15 protein-coding genes are annotated in these 13960 nt (G+C 74.3%); 8 read left to right on the forward strand and 7 right to left on the reverse strand.

What is annotated here, in order from left to right; all coding sequences use genetic code 11:
• Positions 1–94 precede the first annotated feature (94 nt).
• Positions 95–454: a hypothetical protein gene (locus tag IG94_RS0127625; RefSeq protein WP_031042905.1), complete on the forward strand. Its 360-nt coding sequence runs from the start codon at positions 95–97 to the stop codon at positions 452–454.
• Positions 455–604: 150 nt separating this feature from the next.
• Here IG94_RS0127625 and IG94_RS0127630 read toward each other — a convergent pair whose 3' ends face one another.
• A complete protein-coding gene (locus tag IG94_RS0127630) occupies positions 605–2014 on the reverse strand; it encodes an FAD-dependent oxidoreductase (RefSeq protein WP_372459440.1) in 1410 nt (469 codons plus the stop codon).
• Between the two features lie 143 nt (positions 2015–2157).
• On the opposite strand from IG94_RS0127630, the gene hemG reads away from it, so the two are divergent.
• Both hemG and hemQ read left to right on the forward strand, forming a co-directional pair.
• Positions 2158–3648 carry a protoporphyrinogen oxidase gene (hemG, locus tag IG94_RS0127635; protein WP_052410885.1) on the forward strand — a complete coding sequence of 497 codons (1491 nt, stop codon included), beginning with the start codon at positions 2158–2160 and terminating at the stop codon, positions 3646–3648.
• A gap of 4 nt (positions 3649–3652) precedes the next feature.
• Complete coding sequence (gene hemQ / locus IG94_RS0127640) at positions 3653–4384, forward strand: hydrogen peroxide-dependent heme synthase (protein ID WP_031042924.1); 732 nt, start codon at positions 3653–3655, stop codon at positions 4382–4384.
• On the opposite strand, the gene IG94_RS0127645 is transcribed toward hemQ, so the two are convergent.
• The 4 genes from IG94_RS0127645 to tnpA form a co-directional block, all read right to left on the reverse strand.
• Entirely contained in the window at positions 4385–5980 is a 1596-nt protein-coding gene (locus tag IG94_RS0127645; RefSeq protein WP_031042927.1) for an alpha/beta hydrolase, read from the reverse strand.
• Positions 5981–6104: 124 nt separating this feature from the next.
• A complete protein-coding gene (locus IG94_RS0127650) occupies positions 6105–6911 on the reverse strand; it encodes a TIGR04222 domain-containing membrane protein (RefSeq protein ID WP_031042930.1) in 807 nt (268 codons plus the stop codon).
• Positions 6912–7028: 117 nt separating this feature from the next.
• A complete protein-coding gene (locus tag IG94_RS0127655; RefSeq protein ID WP_031042932.1) occupies positions 7029–8363 on the reverse strand; it encodes an MbnB/TglH/ChrH family RiPP precursor modification enzyme in 1335 nt (444 codons plus the stop codon).
• Between the two features lie 188 nt (positions 8364–8551).
• Positions 8552–8980: an IS200/IS605 family transposase gene (gene tnpA, locus IG94_RS0127660; protein WP_078892447.1), complete on the reverse strand. Its 429-nt coding sequence runs from the start codon at positions 8978–8980 to the stop codon at positions 8552–8554.
• A gap of 23 nt (positions 8981–9003) precedes the next feature.
• Here tnpA and IG94_RS0127665 point away from each other — a divergent pair, with 23 nt between their 5' ends.
• A complete protein-coding gene (locus IG94_RS0127665) occupies positions 9004–10161 on the forward strand; it encodes an RNA-guided endonuclease InsQ/TnpB family protein (RefSeq protein WP_031042938.1) in 1158 nt (385 codons plus the stop codon).
• A gap of 120 nt (positions 10162–10281) precedes the next feature.
• Here the strand turns inward: IG94_RS0127665 and IG94_RS0127670 are convergent, their stop codons facing one another.
• Positions 10282–11016: a peptidyl-tRNA hydrolase gene (locus tag IG94_RS0127670; RefSeq protein WP_031042940.1), complete on the reverse strand. Its 735-nt coding sequence runs from the start codon at positions 11014–11016 to the stop codon at positions 10282–10284.
• Between the two features lie 67 nt (positions 11017–11083).
• On the opposite strand from IG94_RS0127670, the gene IG94_RS0127675 reads away from it, so the two are divergent.
• Both IG94_RS0127675 and IG94_RS0127680 read left to right on the forward strand, forming a co-directional pair.
• Positions 11084–11938, forward strand: a complete 855-nt coding sequence (locus IG94_RS0127675; RefSeq protein ID WP_031042943.1) for an ATP-binding cassette domain-containing protein — start codon at positions 11084–11086, stop codon at positions 11936–11938.
• Entirely contained in the window at positions 11935–12609 is a 675-nt protein-coding gene (locus IG94_RS0127680; RefSeq protein WP_031042946.1) for a hypothetical protein, read from the forward strand. The genes IG94_RS0127675 and IG94_RS0127680 overlap by 4 nt, the downstream gene beginning before the upstream one ends.
• Positions 12610–12618: 9 nt before the next feature.
• On the opposite strand, the gene IG94_RS0127685 is transcribed toward IG94_RS0127680, so the two are convergent.
• Entirely contained in the window at positions 12619–12816 is a 198-nt protein-coding gene (locus IG94_RS0127685; protein ID WP_031042949.1) for a hypothetical protein, read from the reverse strand.
• Positions 12817–13125: 309 nt separating this feature from the next.
• Here IG94_RS0127685 and IG94_RS42000 point away from each other — a divergent pair, with 309 nt between their 5' ends.
• Together IG94_RS42000 and IG94_RS0127695 are read left to right on the forward strand one after the other, a co-directional pair.
• Positions 13126–13629, forward strand: a complete 504-nt coding sequence (locus IG94_RS42000) for a DUF6232 family protein (protein ID WP_031042952.1) — start codon at positions 13126–13128, stop codon at positions 13627–13629.
• Positions 13626–13955, forward strand: coding sequence for a hypothetical protein (locus IG94_RS0127695; RefSeq protein WP_031042954.1), 330 nt, complete (start codon positions 13626–13628; stop codon positions 13953–13955). Before IG94_RS42000 ends, IG94_RS0127695 begins: the two co-directional genes overlap by 4 nt.
• The last annotated feature ends 5 nt before the right edge of the window (positions 13956–13960 follow it).

Consider the following 13960-nt stretch of genomic DNA (forward strand, 5'->3'; position numbering starts at 1 on the left):
CCCGTTGAACGCCGCCGTCCGTGTGTACGTATCCCCTCCCAACCGCCCGTGTTCCGGGGAAGGCGGGGCACGGGGACGACGTGAGGAACTGGCGATGAACGAACGGGTCACACCGGCCGCGACGATGCAGGCCCTGCCCGACGGCGAGGCCGAGGTCGCGCTCGTGGTGCGGCTGCCCTGGGAGGACGTGGCCCGGCTCGGCCAGGAGGCCGGGCGGCTGGCCGCGCAGCTGCAGCGGCCGGTGACGCTGGACGAGGCGGTGAGCCACCGGCTGCGCTCCGTGCGGGCCTCCCACGCCAGGCCGGCCGGTGAGCAGCCGCCCGCGGTGGGCGCCCCCGCGCCGACGGCCGGCGCCGCCCCCGTGAGCCCCCCGGCCTCGGTGTCGTCCCTGCCGGCGCGGCCCCCGGCCGAGCAGGCGCGGCAGGCCATCGACCGCATCAACGGGACGGCGTGAGGACCGGTGCCGCCCCGGCCTCGGGTCGCCCGGCCTCGGGTCGCCCGGTCCCGGATCGCCCGGTCTCGGGTTGCCCGGTCCCGGATCGCCCGGTCTCGGGTTGCCCGGTCCCGGATCGCCCGGTCTCGGGTTGCCCCGGGCCGCCTCGTCTCAGCGCTGCTGCTCCACCACCCGCGCCGCCTTGCGGGCCGCCACCAGGACGGGGTCCCAGACCGGCGAGAAGGGTGGCGCGTAGCCCAGGTCCAGGGCGGTCATCCGCTCGACCGTCATCCCGGCCGTGAGGGCCACCGCGGCGACGTCGACCCGCTTGCCCGCGCCCTCGCGGCCGACGATCTGCACGCCGAGGAGCCTGCCGGTGCGGTGCTCGGCGAGCATCTTCACGGTCATGGGGGAGGCGTCCGGGTAGTAGCCCGCGCGGCTGGTGGACTCGATCGTCGCCGTCACGAACCGCAGCCCCGCCCGCAGCGCGTCCTTCTCGCGCAGCCCGGTCCGCGCGATCTCCAGGTCGCAGACCTTGCTGACCGCGGTGCCGACCACGCCCGGGAAGGTGGCGTAACCGCCGCCCGCGTTGGTGCCGATGACCTGGCCGTGCTTGTTGGCGTGCGTGCCCAGCGGGATGTGCCGCTCCCGCCCGGAGACCAGGTCGAGGACCTCCACGCAGTCGCCGCCCGCCCAGATGTTCTCGTGCCCGCGCACCCGCATGGCCAGGTCCGTCAGCAGTCCGCCGTGGGCGCCGAGCGGGAGACCGGCCGCCTCGGCGAGGCCCGTCTCCGGCCGTACGCCGACGCCGAGGACCACGACGTCCGCCGGATACTCCCCGTCCTCGGTGGCCACCGCCCGGACCCGGCCGTCGTCGCCGGTCAGCACCTCGGTGACCGCGGCGCCGTTCACCATCGTGATGCCGAGGCCCTCCATGGCCGTGCGCACCATGCGGCCCATGTCCGGGTCGAGCGTCGACATCGGCTCCCGGCCGCGGTTGACGACCGTCACCTCGTAGCCGCGGTTGATCAGCGCCTCGGCCATCTCCACGCCGATGTACCCGGCGCCGACGACCACCGCGTGCCGGCCCCGCGTGCCGGCCAGCGTGTCGAGCAGCGCCTGCCCGTCGTCCAGCGTCTGCACCCCGTGCACGCCGGGCGCGTCGATGCCCGGCAGCTCCGGCCGGATCGGCCGCGCGCCGGTGCCGATCACGAGCTTGTCGTACGCCGTCCAGTACTGCGCCCCGGAGTCGAGGTCCCGCGCGCGCACCCGCCCGCCGGCCACGTCGATCTCCGTGACCTCGGTGCGCATCCTGAGGTCGATGTCCCGGGCGCGGTGCTCCTCCGGCGTACGGGCGATCAGGAGGTCCCGGTCGGACACGTCGCCGCCGACCCAGTACGGGATGCCGCACGCCGAGAACGAGCTGAAGTGGCCGCGTTCGAACGCCACGATCTCCAGTTCCGCCGGGCCCTTCAGCCGGCGGGCCTGCGACGCGGCGGACATGCCCGCCGCATCGCCGCCGACCACGACCAGCCGCTCCCCGGCGTGCCTTCCGGTACCGCCCGCACCGCTCATGCCCATCCCCGTGCCCGTGCCGATGCTCATGCGGACACGCTACGCGGGCGGGCGTCGCGGGGACCGACCGCACGCGCGGGACCAGCGGCCCGCCACCAGGGCCACCCGGCCCCGGGGCGGGCGCGGCGCGGTCTGAGACGCTGAGGGACATGTGCGCAAGTGAGAACCCGAGTGAGGACCCGGCGGGTGAGCGGCCCGCGGGCCCGGAACACGTGGTCGTGGTCGGAGCCGGCATCGCCGGACTGGCCGCCGCCCACCGCCTCCTGGAGCACGGCGTCCGGGTGACCGTGGTGGAGGCGTCCGACCGCGTCGGCGGCAAGCTGCTGCCCGGCGAGATCGCCGGAGTCCGCGTCGACCTCGGGGCCGAGTCGATGCTGGCCCGCCGTCCCGAGGCCGTCGGCCTGGCCCGCGCCGCCGGTCTCGCCGACCGGCTCCAGCCGCCGTCCACCGCGACGGCCTCCCTGTGGACCCGCGGCGCCCTGCGCCCCATGCCCAAGGGCCACGTCATGGGGGTCCCCGGCACCGCCGCCGCCCTGTCCGGCGTGCTCTCCGAGGAGGGGCTCGCCCGCATCGGGCGCGACGCCGAACTGCCCCGCACCGAGGTCGGCGAGGACGTGGCGGTGGGGGAGTACGTCGCGGCGCGCCTGGGCCGCGAGGTCGTCGACCGCCTCGTCGAACCGCTGCTCGGCGGCGTCTACGCGGGCGACGCCTACCGCATCTCCCTGCGCTCGGCCGTGCCGCAGCTCTTCGAGGCCGCCCGCACCCACGCCTCCCTCACCGAGGCGGTCCGCGCGCTCCAGGGCCGCACGGCCACCTCCCCGCCGAGCGGGCCGGTGTTCACGGGCATCGAGGGCGGCGTCGGCACGCTCCCGCTCGCCGTCGCCGAGTCGGTCCGCGCGCGCGGCGGCGAGATCGTCACCGGCGCGCCCGTCACGGAGCTGCGGCACACGGCCGGCGGCGGCTGGCGGGTCGTCGCCGGGGACCGGGTGCGGCACGCCGCGGCGGTCGTCGTCGCCGTGCCCGCACGCCCCGCCGCCGAGCTGCTGCGCGCCGAGGCGCCCGCCGCCGCGGCCGAGCTGTCCGCGGTGGAGTACGCCTCGATGGCCCTGATCACCCTCGCCTACCGCCGCTCGGACGCCGCCGCGCTCCCCGAGGGCAGCGGCTTCCTCGTACCGCCCGTCGACGGGCACACCATCAAGGCGTCCACCTTCGCCTCCCGCAAGTGGGGCTGGATCGCCGACGAGGACCCGGACCTGGTCGTCCTGCGCACCTCGGTGGGCCGGTACGGCGACACGGAGATCCTCGGCCGCGACGACGCGGGCCTCGTCGCCGTCTCCCGGCACGACCTGCGCGAGGCCACCGGACTGGCCGCCGCGCCGGTCGCCACCCGCGTCACCCGCTGGCAGGACGGCCTGCCGCAGTACCCGGTCGGCCACCACGCGCGCGTGGCCCGGGTCCGCGAGCACGTCGCGGGACTCCCGGGCCTCGCGGTGTGCGGCGCGGCCTACGACGGTGTCGGCATCCCGGCGAGCATCGCGAGCGCGTACGCCGCCGTCGACCAGGTCCGGGGCGACCTGCGCGGTGTGGAGGAGCTCACGGCCCACCCGGTGCAGAGCCTGCACGGCGGAGCGGGAGAATAGGGCCATGAGTGACGACGCCTCCACCCCCGCGGCCGAGCGCACCCCCAACAAGGGCAAGCTGGCCAAGGACCTCAACGAGGTCATCCGCTACACCCTCTGGTCCGTCTTCAAGCTCAAGGACACCCTCCCCGAGGACCGCGCCGGTTACGCCGACGAGGTCCAGGAGCTGTTCGACCAGCTCGCCGCCAAGGACGTGACGATCCGCGGCACCTACGACCTGTCCGGCCTGCGCGCCGACGCCGACCTCATGATCTGGTGGCACGCCGAGACCGCCGACCAGCTCCAGGAGGCGTACAACCTCTTCCGCCGCACCAGGCTGGGCCGCGCGCTGGAGCCGGTCTGGTCGAACATGGCGCTGCACCGCCCCGCCGAGTTCAACCGCTCGCACATCCCGGCCTTCCTGGCCGACGAGACGCCGCGGAACTACATCAGCGTCTACCCGTTCGTGCGCTCGTACGACTGGTATCTGCTGCCCGACGAGGACCGCCGGCGCATGCTCGCGGACCACGGCAAGATGGCCCGCGGCTTCCCGGACGTGCGCGCCAACACGGTCGCCTCCTTCTCGCTGGGCGACTACGAGTGGATCCTCGCCTTCGAGGCCGACGAACTGCACCGCATCGTCGACCTCATGCGCCACCTGCGCGGCTCCGAGGCCCGCCGCCACGTCCGCGAGGAGATCCCCTTCTACACGGGGCGCCGTAAGGAGATCGGCGAGCTGGTTGCCGGGCTCGCCTAGTCAGGTCCTCGGCTTCGGTTGAGGCCGCGGCTCCGGGCGTGGGGCGCACGACGTGTCCCGCGCCGGGAGGCGGCCCTCCAGCAGGTACGCCTCCAAGTGGTCGTTGACGCAGGCGTTCGGACCCGCCGCGACGCCGTGCGTCCCGGCGTCCCGCTCGGTCACCAGGACCGAGCCCGACAGCCGCCGCCGCAGCTCCAGCGCGCCCTCGTACGGCGTCGCCGCGTCGCGTTCCGCGGCCAGGACCAGCGTCGGCGGCAGCTCACCCGGCGCGGTGCGCACGTCGAGCGGCTGCTGCCGGGGCGCCCGCCAGTAGGCGCACGGCAGGTTCGCCCACACGTTGTCCCAGGTCTCGAACGGCGCCCGGCGGGCCAGCCGCGTGTTGTCCCGGTCCCAGACCCGGAAGTCGGTCGGCCACGGCGCGTCGTTGCACTCGACGGCCGTGTACACGGCGTTGGAGTTCTCCGCCGCGACCGAGCCCTCCTCGGTGCGCGTGCCCGCCTGGTCGACCAGCGGCTGCGGATCGCCCTTCAGGTACGCCGACAGCGCCTCGGCGCGGTGCGGCCAGTAGTCGTCGTAGTACCCGGCCTTCAGCATCGCCCCCTGCAACTGCGCGGGCCCCACCGTCCCGCCCGCCGGCTCCGCGGCCAGCCGCGCGCTCGCCTCGTCGTAGCCGTCCTGCACCTTCCTCGGCGTGTCGCCGAGCCCGTACTCGGCGTCGTGCTCGGCGACCCACTCCTTGAAGTCGTCCCAGCGGTCCTCGAACGCCTCGGACTGGTCGAGGTTGTTGCGGTACCAGACCTGCTCTGGGTCCGGGTTCACCACCGCGTCGAACACCATCCGCCGCACGTGCGACGGGAACAGTTCGGCGTACAGCGCCCCCAGGTAGGTGCCGTACGACGCGCCCATGAAGGTGAGCCGCCGCTCGCCCAGCGCCGCGCGGACGACCTCCAGGTCACGGGCGTTGTTGAGCGAGTGGTAGTGGCGCAGCGCGTCCCCGGCGCGTGCGGCGCAGTCGTGCGCGTACGTCTCCGCCTCGGCGGCGCGCTCCGCCTTGTACGCGTCCGAGGGCTGCGTCGGAGCGGGCCGGGGCCCCTTGAAGAAGTCGCCGGGGTCCTGGCAGGACAGCGGCGCGGAGGGCGCGACGCCGCGCGGGGCGTAGCCGACGAGGTCGTAGGCGGCGGCGATGCGCTTCCACTCGGGCACCATGCCCACCAGCGGGAAGTACAGCCCCGAGGCGCCGGGGCCGCCCGGGTTGTAGAGGAGGGCGCCCTGGCCGGGGACCTTGTGCTTGCCGTTGTCCGGGTCCTTGTGGGTGGCCGGTACGCGGCTGACGGCGAGTTCGATCTGCTTGCCGTCGGGGTGCGCGTAGTCCAGGGGCACGCTGACCGTGCCGCAGCGGATGCCGCCCGGCAGTTCCTCCGCCTTCGGGCAGGGGCCGAACGTGATCCCGGCCGCCGCCGCGCGCCCGGCGGCCACGGCGGTGCCGCGTGCCTCGGGGGACTCGGGGCCCGCCGGGGCCGTCGCCCGGGCCGGGCCGGCGGCGAGGGTGGTCAGCAGCAAGGACCCGGCGGCCGAGTAGAGGACGGCAGCTCGCATCGCGTATCCCTTCGGTGGCGCGGGGGTGACAGAAGGGATGTTTGGCGCGCCGGAGGTGCGGGGCAAGCACCGGCCGCGGGTGTCGGCGCCGAGTGCCTCCGTGCGCCCCCGCGGGCCCGGCGGGTCAGACCCGGCGCTCGCGGTGCCCCTCGGCGTACTCCTCCCGGTGTGCGAAGGCCGCACGCAGGTCCGGTTCGCCGATCGCGTGGACGCCCCGCACGGCGACCGAGGTGAGGAAGGTCCGGTCGTCCGCCGTGCCGTCGGCCCGCTGCACGAGGGCGCCGATCAGCCGCTGCCCGGCGGGTGAGGCCCAGCGCGAGTACGGGTGGACCTCCATGCGCGTGATGACGAGGCACCCCAGGGTCAGGGCGAGCGGCAGCGCGAACCAGAGGGCGACCAGAAGGCGCGGCTCGGTGGTGGGGAGGGGCAGGGCCAGGGCGGCGAGGCCGAGCGCGCACACGGTGGCCGCGGCGGCCCGCACCCGCCGCACCCCGTCCGCGACGCCGCCGGCGCCGCCGTCGGGCACGGCGAGGCCCGCGCCCACCAGCCGGTCGGCCAGGCCCCGTACGGCGTCGGCGGTTGCCGCGGCGGCCCGTACCGGTGCTATCCGCGACTGCCCCTCCGGCCCTATCGCTCCGATGACCGACCGCTCCATGTCGTCGCGCCCGCACGGATCCACGACCGTCGCCCAGCCGGTGTGCGCGAGCAGCAGCCGCCGCTGACGCGCCATCGACACGAGCGTCAGGTCGGCCACCCGCCGTGGGCCGCCGGACAGGAACGCCGCCTCGTACAGCGTCAGCGCGTGCTCACGGGCGACGGAGCGCGGGGCGGCCGCGGCCGCTGCCGCGGCCCGCACGGCGGCCAGGCACAGGCGCAGACACGCGAGCCCGGCCACGGCCCAGGCCGACAGGAGGAAAAGGACCCAGAACATGACGTACTTGTATGTCAAAGGCTTTCACGCGCGCCATGCCCTGTTCACATTCCGGGACGCGGTGGTGCGGGTGGGTGACGTTCCGTCCGGCGACGGTCCCCCGCGGCGGTGCGAGGTTCAACGGCGCAGCAGGACGCGCCTGGTCGCACGGGCCAGCCGGGCCCCGGGCCGGGCCGACCGCGGTACCGGTCCCGAGCGTTCCCGCCACCACTCCCGCAACTCCCGCCGCACATCCCGGAAGATGCCCTCCGGTCCCGCCCCGGCCCGCAGCACGTGCTCGGCGAAGTCGAGTGCGTCCCGCCGGTAGCCGCCGGTCATCGGGCGCGTCCGCGCGTAGGCGAGGAAGGCCGGCCGGTACCGCGGGCCCAGGATCACCGGCAGTTCGGGCGCGACCTTCGCGACCACGTCGGCCCGCTTGCCGGCCAGCGCCCGCGCCTGCACCCCGAGCCGGGCCCGGTCGAACCCCTCGGGCACGGGCGCCCCCGCCACCAGCGAGGCCAGCAGCGCGTGCTGCGCGCGTCCGAGCCGCTGCCGTACGGCGTCGCCGGCGCCGGCGACGGCGCCGGAACCTCGGGGTACGGCCCGGCGTGGCCCCGCCGGGTCCGGGCCGCCGGACGCCCCGCGCGCCCGTCCCTCGGCGAGGGCCGCACGGATCGACGCCACCTCGCCCGCCAACTCCTCCCCCTCGGGGAAGTTCTCGTCCCGCTCCAGCAGCACGCCCGGCGGTGCGACGCGCGAGGCGAGGTCGGTCAGGATGTCGAGCACCGGCCGCGGAACGGGGTGGGCGTGGCTGTCGTGCCAGACGCCGTCCCGTTCGAAGCCGCCCGCGACATGGACGTAGGCGATGGCCTCCAGGGGCAGTTCACCGAGCGCCTCGGCCGGGTCCTCGCCGCGATTGACGTGGTTGGTGTGCAGGTTCGCGACGTCGATCAGCAGCCGCACGCCGGTCCGGTCGGCCAGCTCGTACAGGAACTGCCCCTCCGTCAGCTCCTCGTCCGGCCACGAGAAGAGCGCGGCGATGTTCTCCACGGCGAGCGGGACGGGCAGCGCGTCCTGCGCGATGCGCACGTTCTCGCACAGCACGTCGAGGGCGTCGCGGGTGCGCGGCACGGGCAGGAGGTGCCCGGCCTCCAGCAGGGGCGACGCGCCCGGCGCCCCGCCCGCCCGCACGAACGCGATGTGCTCGGTGACCAGCGGCGCCCCGAGTACCCCGGCCCGCTCCGCCAGTGCCGCCAGCCGCCCCGCGTCCGGCCGTTCGGCGCCGCCGAGTCCGAGCGAGACGCCGTGCGGCACGACGGTCACGCCGCGCCGGCGCAGCCGCAGCAGCGAGTCGGGCAGGCGCCCGGGACACAGGTTCTCGGACACGGCCTCGACCCAGTCGATGCCGGGCATCCGCTCGACGACGTCCGCGATCTCCGGCCGCCATCCGATGCCCGTCCCCAGTCGCATGATCGGCTCCATGGCCGCCACCTCCCCTCGTGCGCACATGTCGGGGGTATCGCCCACCCGGCCCGGGCCGAACCCCGGCCGGGCCGTCTTCAGCATGATCTAGCACGAAACCCCTGGCGTTCATGCCCGGGAGGAAGTGCTTCTTAACACTGCTCTGACCCGCGCGGGAGCACGGGTCTACATTACTGACCTCAGCTGGGACGTTTCTGTTTCTCGATGTACTCCTTGATGACGGCGAGGGGTGCGCCGCCGGCGGAGGCGGCGAAGTAGGACGGCGACCAGAAGTGTTCGCCCCACAAGTACATGCGGATGTGGTCGGGGAATTCCTGCCGCAGGCGGCGGGCGGAGACTCCTTTGAGGGAGCCGACGAGTCGGGAGATGGCGACCTTGGGCGGGTAGTGCACGAGCAGGTGGACGTGATCGCGTTCGCCGTTGAACTCCCGCAGCTCGGTGCCGAAATCGGTGCACACGTCGCGCATGACCTCTTCACACCGCCGGAGGATCTCGTCAGTGAAGGGCCCGCGCCGGTACTTGGGGGTAAAGACCAAGTGCACGTGGAGGGTGTGGACGACGCTACGACCCCTGTGGATGTCGGGAATAGGCTCCCAGCGTGGTGACATAGACCAATGCTACGATCGCGTCTGTGAAGCTCGTGGCGCAGGTCAAGCTCGTGCCGGATGCCGTGCAGGCATCCGCGCTCGAGCGCACCCTGACCACGGTCAATGGCGCCGCGAACTGGGTGTCGGCGGTGGCGTTCGAGCGCGGTCTGCCGCGCGAGTACGAGCTGCGCACGCACACCTACGCCGAACTCAAAGCACGGGGGCTGGGGGCGCAGGCCGCGCAACACGTCATCAAGAAGGTGCGCGACGGCTACACCACGCTCAAGGCCAACATCCGAGCCGGAAACCTCGGCAGGGAAGGCTCCGGGCGTCGCCGCAAGGCCGAGTCCAAGCCGGTCGCCTTTCGCCCCGACGCCGCCCAGCCCTATGACGACCGATGCCTGAGCTGGCAGTACGACCAGCAGACCGTGTCCATCTGGACCGTGGACGGCCGGGTCAGGAACGTCCCGTTCGTGTGCTCCGCCGACGCGCTCAAGCTGCTGAAGGCGCACCGGCAGGGCGAATCCGACCTGATCGCGCGCGACGGCGTGTTCTATCTCGTCGCCACCTGTGACGTTGTGGCGGCCGAGAGGTACGAGCCGGACGGCTTCATCGGCGTGGACCTCGGCATCGCCAACATCGCCACCGCCTCCACCGGCTACCTCGCCGCCGGGCGCGGCCTCAACCGGTACCGCAAGCGACAGCTCGCCCTGCGGGCCAAGCTCCAGAAGAAGCGCACCAAGAGCGCCAAGCGACGGCTCAGGGCCCGCGCCCGCAAGGAAGCCCGGCACGCCGCCAACCAGAACCACATCATCTCCAAGACGATCGTGACCGAGGCTGAACGCACCGGGCGCGGCCTGGCCCTGGAAGAACTCAAGGGCATCCGCAACCGGGTACGGCTCCGCAAGCCCCAACGGGTCGCGCTCCACTCCTGGGCGTTCGCCCAGCTCGGAGGCTTCATCGTCTACAAGGCCGAGCGGGCCGGTGTGCCGCTGGTCTTCGTTGATCCTGCGTACACGTCACAGACGTGTGCCGAGTGCGGACACGTCGACAAACGCAACCGTGTCGACCAGGGGCTTTTCATCTGCCGGGGGTGCGGGGTCGTTGCCCACGCCGACCGGAACGCTTCCCACAACATCGCCACCCGTGGCGAGAGTGTGTGGAACGCGGGGCGTGAGTCACGCGTCCCTGCCACCCCATAACGGGGCGTCTGGACGGAGGAGTCCACCTCAGCAGCCAGCTGGGCACTACCTCCAAGCCCGGTCCTTTCAGGGCCGGGTCAAGTTGACAGCAACATCTGAGCTTTCGCGTGGGCGGGGCGGCTACCGCCGCAGCGCCGGGTGGTCCGCCACCACCGTGCACGAGCCCGGCGCGATCTCCGTGAAGCCCGCGTCGCGCACCACCGGAAGGCCGCCGGTGGTCAGGCCGCTCCAGCGGGACGGGTCCGCGGTGCGTACCGACAGCGGGAACCCCGCGTCGCGCCACGCCGCCCGCTCGCCGTCGGACAGTTCCCACCAGGCGAGCTGCGCACCGTGTCCGGCCTGGGCCATCGCCTTGCCCGCCGACATGTCCAGGCCGGGGTTCATCCAGAGCACCGGCGTGGCGGGGTCGGCCCCGGCCGGCGGCTCGGGGTCGTCGAGGTCGGTGCCGGAGACCTGGAGCCGGGCCAGGTCCTTCGGCCAGCCGTCCAACGGCACCGGCGGAAACACCCGCACCTCGGCCGTTTTCCCGCCGACCGTGATGCCGGGCAGCGCCTCGGCCCGCCGCCACTCGGCGCCGCGGGCCCGCCGCACGACCTTGCGGATCCGCGCGTCCTGCCAGTCCCGCACCGCCCGCGCCCACTCGCCGTCACCGGTCGACCGCTCGTCCCCGAGCATCACCAGCACCGCCCGGGCCGCGGTCTCCAGCGCGTCGGTACGGTGCGGCGGCGCCGCCCGCTCGATGCGCACGACGAGCGGCAGCACGAACTGCGGCGCGAGATCACGGTCCCCGGCCTCGGCCCGGAAGGGGCTGTCGGGGGCGGGGACGGAGGCGGGGTCGGTAACGGGAACGGGCATCGCCGGATCATTGCTCACCCCGACAGTCTGCCAACCGTCCGCCCGCGCCCCGCGAGAGGATGGCCCCATGCGACCCGAGCTACGGCTGAACGGCGTGGGGCGCCGCTACGGCGTCCGCGGCCCCTGGGTGCTGCGCGGCGTCGAGCTGGACGTGGCGCCCGGCACCCTGGTCCGCGTCGAGGGCACCAACGGCACCGGCAAGTCGACCCTGCTGCGCCTGCTCGCCGGCATCGACGCCCCCACCGAGGGCCGGGTCACCGGCCGGCCGCGCACCGCCTACGTCCCCGAACGCTTCCCGCCCGCCCTGCCCTTCACCGCCCTCCAGTACCTCACCCACCTCGGCAGCGTCCACGGGCTGCCCCGCCGGTCGGCGGCGCGTGCGGCGGGGGAGTGGCTGGAGCGGCTCGGGGCCGGGCAGTACGCCGGCACACAGCTTGCCCGGTTGTCCAAGGGCAGCAGCCAGAAGGTGGCGGTGGCGCAGGCCCTGCTCGCCGAGCCGGAGCTGCTCGTCCTCGACGAGGCCTGGACCGGGCTCGACGCGGAGGCACGCGGAGAGCTGGAACGGGCGGCCGCCGAGCGGACGGCGGCGGGCGGGGCCGTCGTCTTCGTCGACCACGACCCGCGCCGCCTGGCCGACGCGCCCGACGCCGTGTACGCGGTCCGCGACGGCGCCCTGCACCGTCGTACCGCCCCGGCCGGCGTCCCGGACGGGCCGCGTGTCGTCGTCCGGGTGCGGGGTCCGTCCGATGCCGCCCTGCCCGCCGACGTGCGCCGGACCGTCGTCCGGGCCGAGGAGACCGGCCCCGGTCGCCACACGCTCGCCGTCCCCGCCTCGCACTCCGACGTGGTGCTGCGCACGCTGCTGACCGCCCGGCCGCCCTGGCACGTGGTGAGCGTGCACGCCCCGGAGGACCGGCGATGACCGCTCTCCTGCGCTACCAGGCGGCCCTGCTGCTGCGCTCCCAGCGCTGGCTGCCGCCCGTCGTCCTGTACGCCGCCGCCCTCGGCATCGGCGTGCAGGGCGGGCAGCCGGTGCTCGACTCGCTGGGCTGGTCGGCGGCCGTGCTGCTGCCGGTCGCGGCCTGGCTGGTGCGGATCTCCGTCACGGGTGAGCCGTCCGCCGCCCGGGGCTGTGCGGCGGCGGCACGCGGTCCGGGGCGGGCCCACCTGGCGTCCGTGCTGGTGGCGCTGGCCGCCGCGGTCGTCCTGGGCGCGGCGGCGACCGTCGTCGTGGCGCTCATCAGCGACCCCGTCAGCACCGGACGCGGCACGCGCGTGGCCCTGCTCCCGGCGGCGGGTGCCGGACTGCTCGCCGCGCTGGTGTGCGCCCTGCTCGGCACCGCCGTCGGCGCGCTCACCACCTGGCCGGTGCTGCGCTCGCCCGGCCGCGCGGTCCCCGCCCTGCTGCTGGCGGCCCTGCTGGCGCTGGTGGCGTCGGGCTCCCCGGCGCGGGCGGCGGTCAGCGGCCTGGTCACTGGGTCGAGATCGGGCGCGGTCCCCCTGCCGCTGCTGCCGCTGGCGGCCGCCGCGGCACTCGCCTCGGCCGCGACCGCGGCGGCCTGTGCGCTCAGCTCGCGCAGACCCTCGTCCTGAGCGGGCCGGTCAGCCCGAGCAGGCCGTGCGTAGGGCCTCCTGCCATGCGCAGACCGGGCAGAGCGTGATGCCCTTGTACGACTCCGGATACTCCGTCGGCTCCCGGCACAGGACGCAGTCCGCGTACGGAGGGCCCTCGGCCTCCGGCGGCCGGGCGGCGTCGAAGGGGGAGTGGTCGTCCGGGGCCCGGTCGGAATCGCCGCTCATCCCTCCAGGGTAGACCGGAGTGTCCCGGCGGTCCGCAGCCCCCGCACACGACGGCCGACCTCCGGCTCATCCCTGGGGATCGAAGGCAGATTGGCCGTATCCCGCCTGCCGTCCCTCGACCCCGCAGAGGCTTAATGAGGCTCCCGCGCCACGCGCTGCGCGGGCGGTCGTGACGAAGGGTACGGGGGAACCATGGATCACACGGGCGGCATTGGCGTACCACCTCCCGGGAGACCCTCCGGGCCCTTGCCGGGGATTCCGCCCCGGCCTTCGTCCCCGCCGCCGCAGTCGCCCTCCCGGATACCGCCGGTGCCGCTGCCTCCGCGCAAGGGAAAGCCGCTGCAACTCCAGGTCCTGCGGCACATCCTGTGGGTCGGGTCGGCGGCGGTTCCGCTGCCCAACGTCAGCTGGGTCGAAGTGTTCAGGCTGAGGCCCGACTGGGGCAAGGCCGGCCTCTACCTCCTGCTGGTGGTGGTCAGCGCCTCCTTGTTCTCCGACCGGCTCGGCTCCCTGGACGAGGGGGGCGGCCCCACCCTGGTGGTCCTGGCCGGGTTCGCCCTGGTCGTCGTCGGCGCCGTCCTGCTCTCGTCGCGGAAGCCGGTGCTGATCTTCGAGCTGAACAGCGGTTCCAGGGTGGTCCTCACCCTGCCGACCATGGATGAACTGCGGGCGATCGCCGGGCAGATCGTGTACGCGATCGATCACCCGGAGTACGAGTTCACCGCCGTCCTTGAGCAGCACAACACCACGAACGACTTCGGTTCCGTCGTCAACTTGAACGGCGGCAGGGGGAACACGGGGATGAAACTGTGAGCGACACGTCGAACTACTACGGAGACGTCGTCAACGTGCACGGCGGCGAAAGGGTCATCGGCATCTACCACAACACCGCTCCGGACACCGAGCTGCGAGCCGCCGTGGCGGACCTCACCCGCCTCCTCGGCGAGCTGCGTCCGGTGCTGTCCCCGGACCAGGCCCGGACCGTGGACGACGCGCTGCCCGCGCTCACCCCCGACCGGGCCGCGCTGCGTGAGCGCGGCATGATCCTGGCGTCCGTCTCGCAGATCGCGGCGATCGTGGGCGAGGTGGGCAGGCCCGTCATGGAGGCGCTGGGTCGGCTGCTCGCGCTGCTGGGCTGACGGGC

The sequence above is a fragment of the Streptomyces olivaceus genome (assembly GCF_000721235.1).
GTDB lineage: Bacteria > Actinomycetota > Actinomycetes > Streptomycetales > Streptomycetaceae > Streptomyces > Streptomyces olivaceus.

Excerpts from the sequence above, each read along its gene's own strand:
- IG94_RS0127625 (WP_031042905.1), top strand. The coding sequence starts at position 95 with ATGAACGAACGGGTCACACCGGCCGCGACGATGCAGGCCCTGCCCGAC.
- IG94_RS0127630 (WP_372459440.1), bottom strand. The coding sequence starts at position 2,014 with ATGGGCATGAGCGGTGCGGGCGGTACCGGAAGGCACGCCGGGGAGCGG.
- hemG (WP_052410885.1), top strand. The coding sequence starts at position 2,158 with ATGTGCGCAAGTGAGAACCCGAGTGAGGACCCGGCGGGTGAGCGGCCC.
- hemQ (WP_031042924.1), top strand. The coding sequence starts at position 3,653 with ATGAGTGACGACGCCTCCACCCCCGCGGCCGAGCGCACCCCCAACAAG.
- IG94_RS0127645 (WP_031042927.1), bottom strand. The coding sequence starts at position 5,980 with ATGCGAGCTGCCGTCCTCTACTCGGCCGCCGGGTCCTTGCTGCTGACC.
- IG94_RS0127650 (WP_031042930.1), bottom strand. The coding sequence starts at position 6,911 with ATGTTCTGGGTCCTTTTCCTCCTGTCGGCCTGGGCCGTGGCCGGGCTC.
- tnpA (WP_078892447.1), bottom strand. The coding sequence starts at position 8,980 with ATGTCACCACGCTGGGAGCCTATTCCCGACATCCACAGGGGTCGTAGC.
- IG94_RS0127670 (WP_031042940.1), bottom strand. The coding sequence starts at position 11,016 with ATGCCCGTTCCCGTTACCGACCCCGCCTCCGTCCCCGCCCCCGACAGC.
- IG94_RS0127675 (WP_031042943.1), top strand. The coding sequence starts at position 11,084 with ATGCGACCCGAGCTACGGCTGAACGGCGTGGGGCGCCGCTACGGCGTC.
- IG94_RS0127680 (WP_031042946.1), top strand. The coding sequence starts at position 11,935 with ATGACCGCTCTCCTGCGCTACCAGGCGGCCCTGCTGCTGCGCTCCCAG.
- IG94_RS0127685 (WP_031042949.1), bottom strand. The coding sequence starts at position 12,816 with ATGAGCGGCGATTCCGACCGGGCCCCGGACGACCACTCCCCCTTCGAC.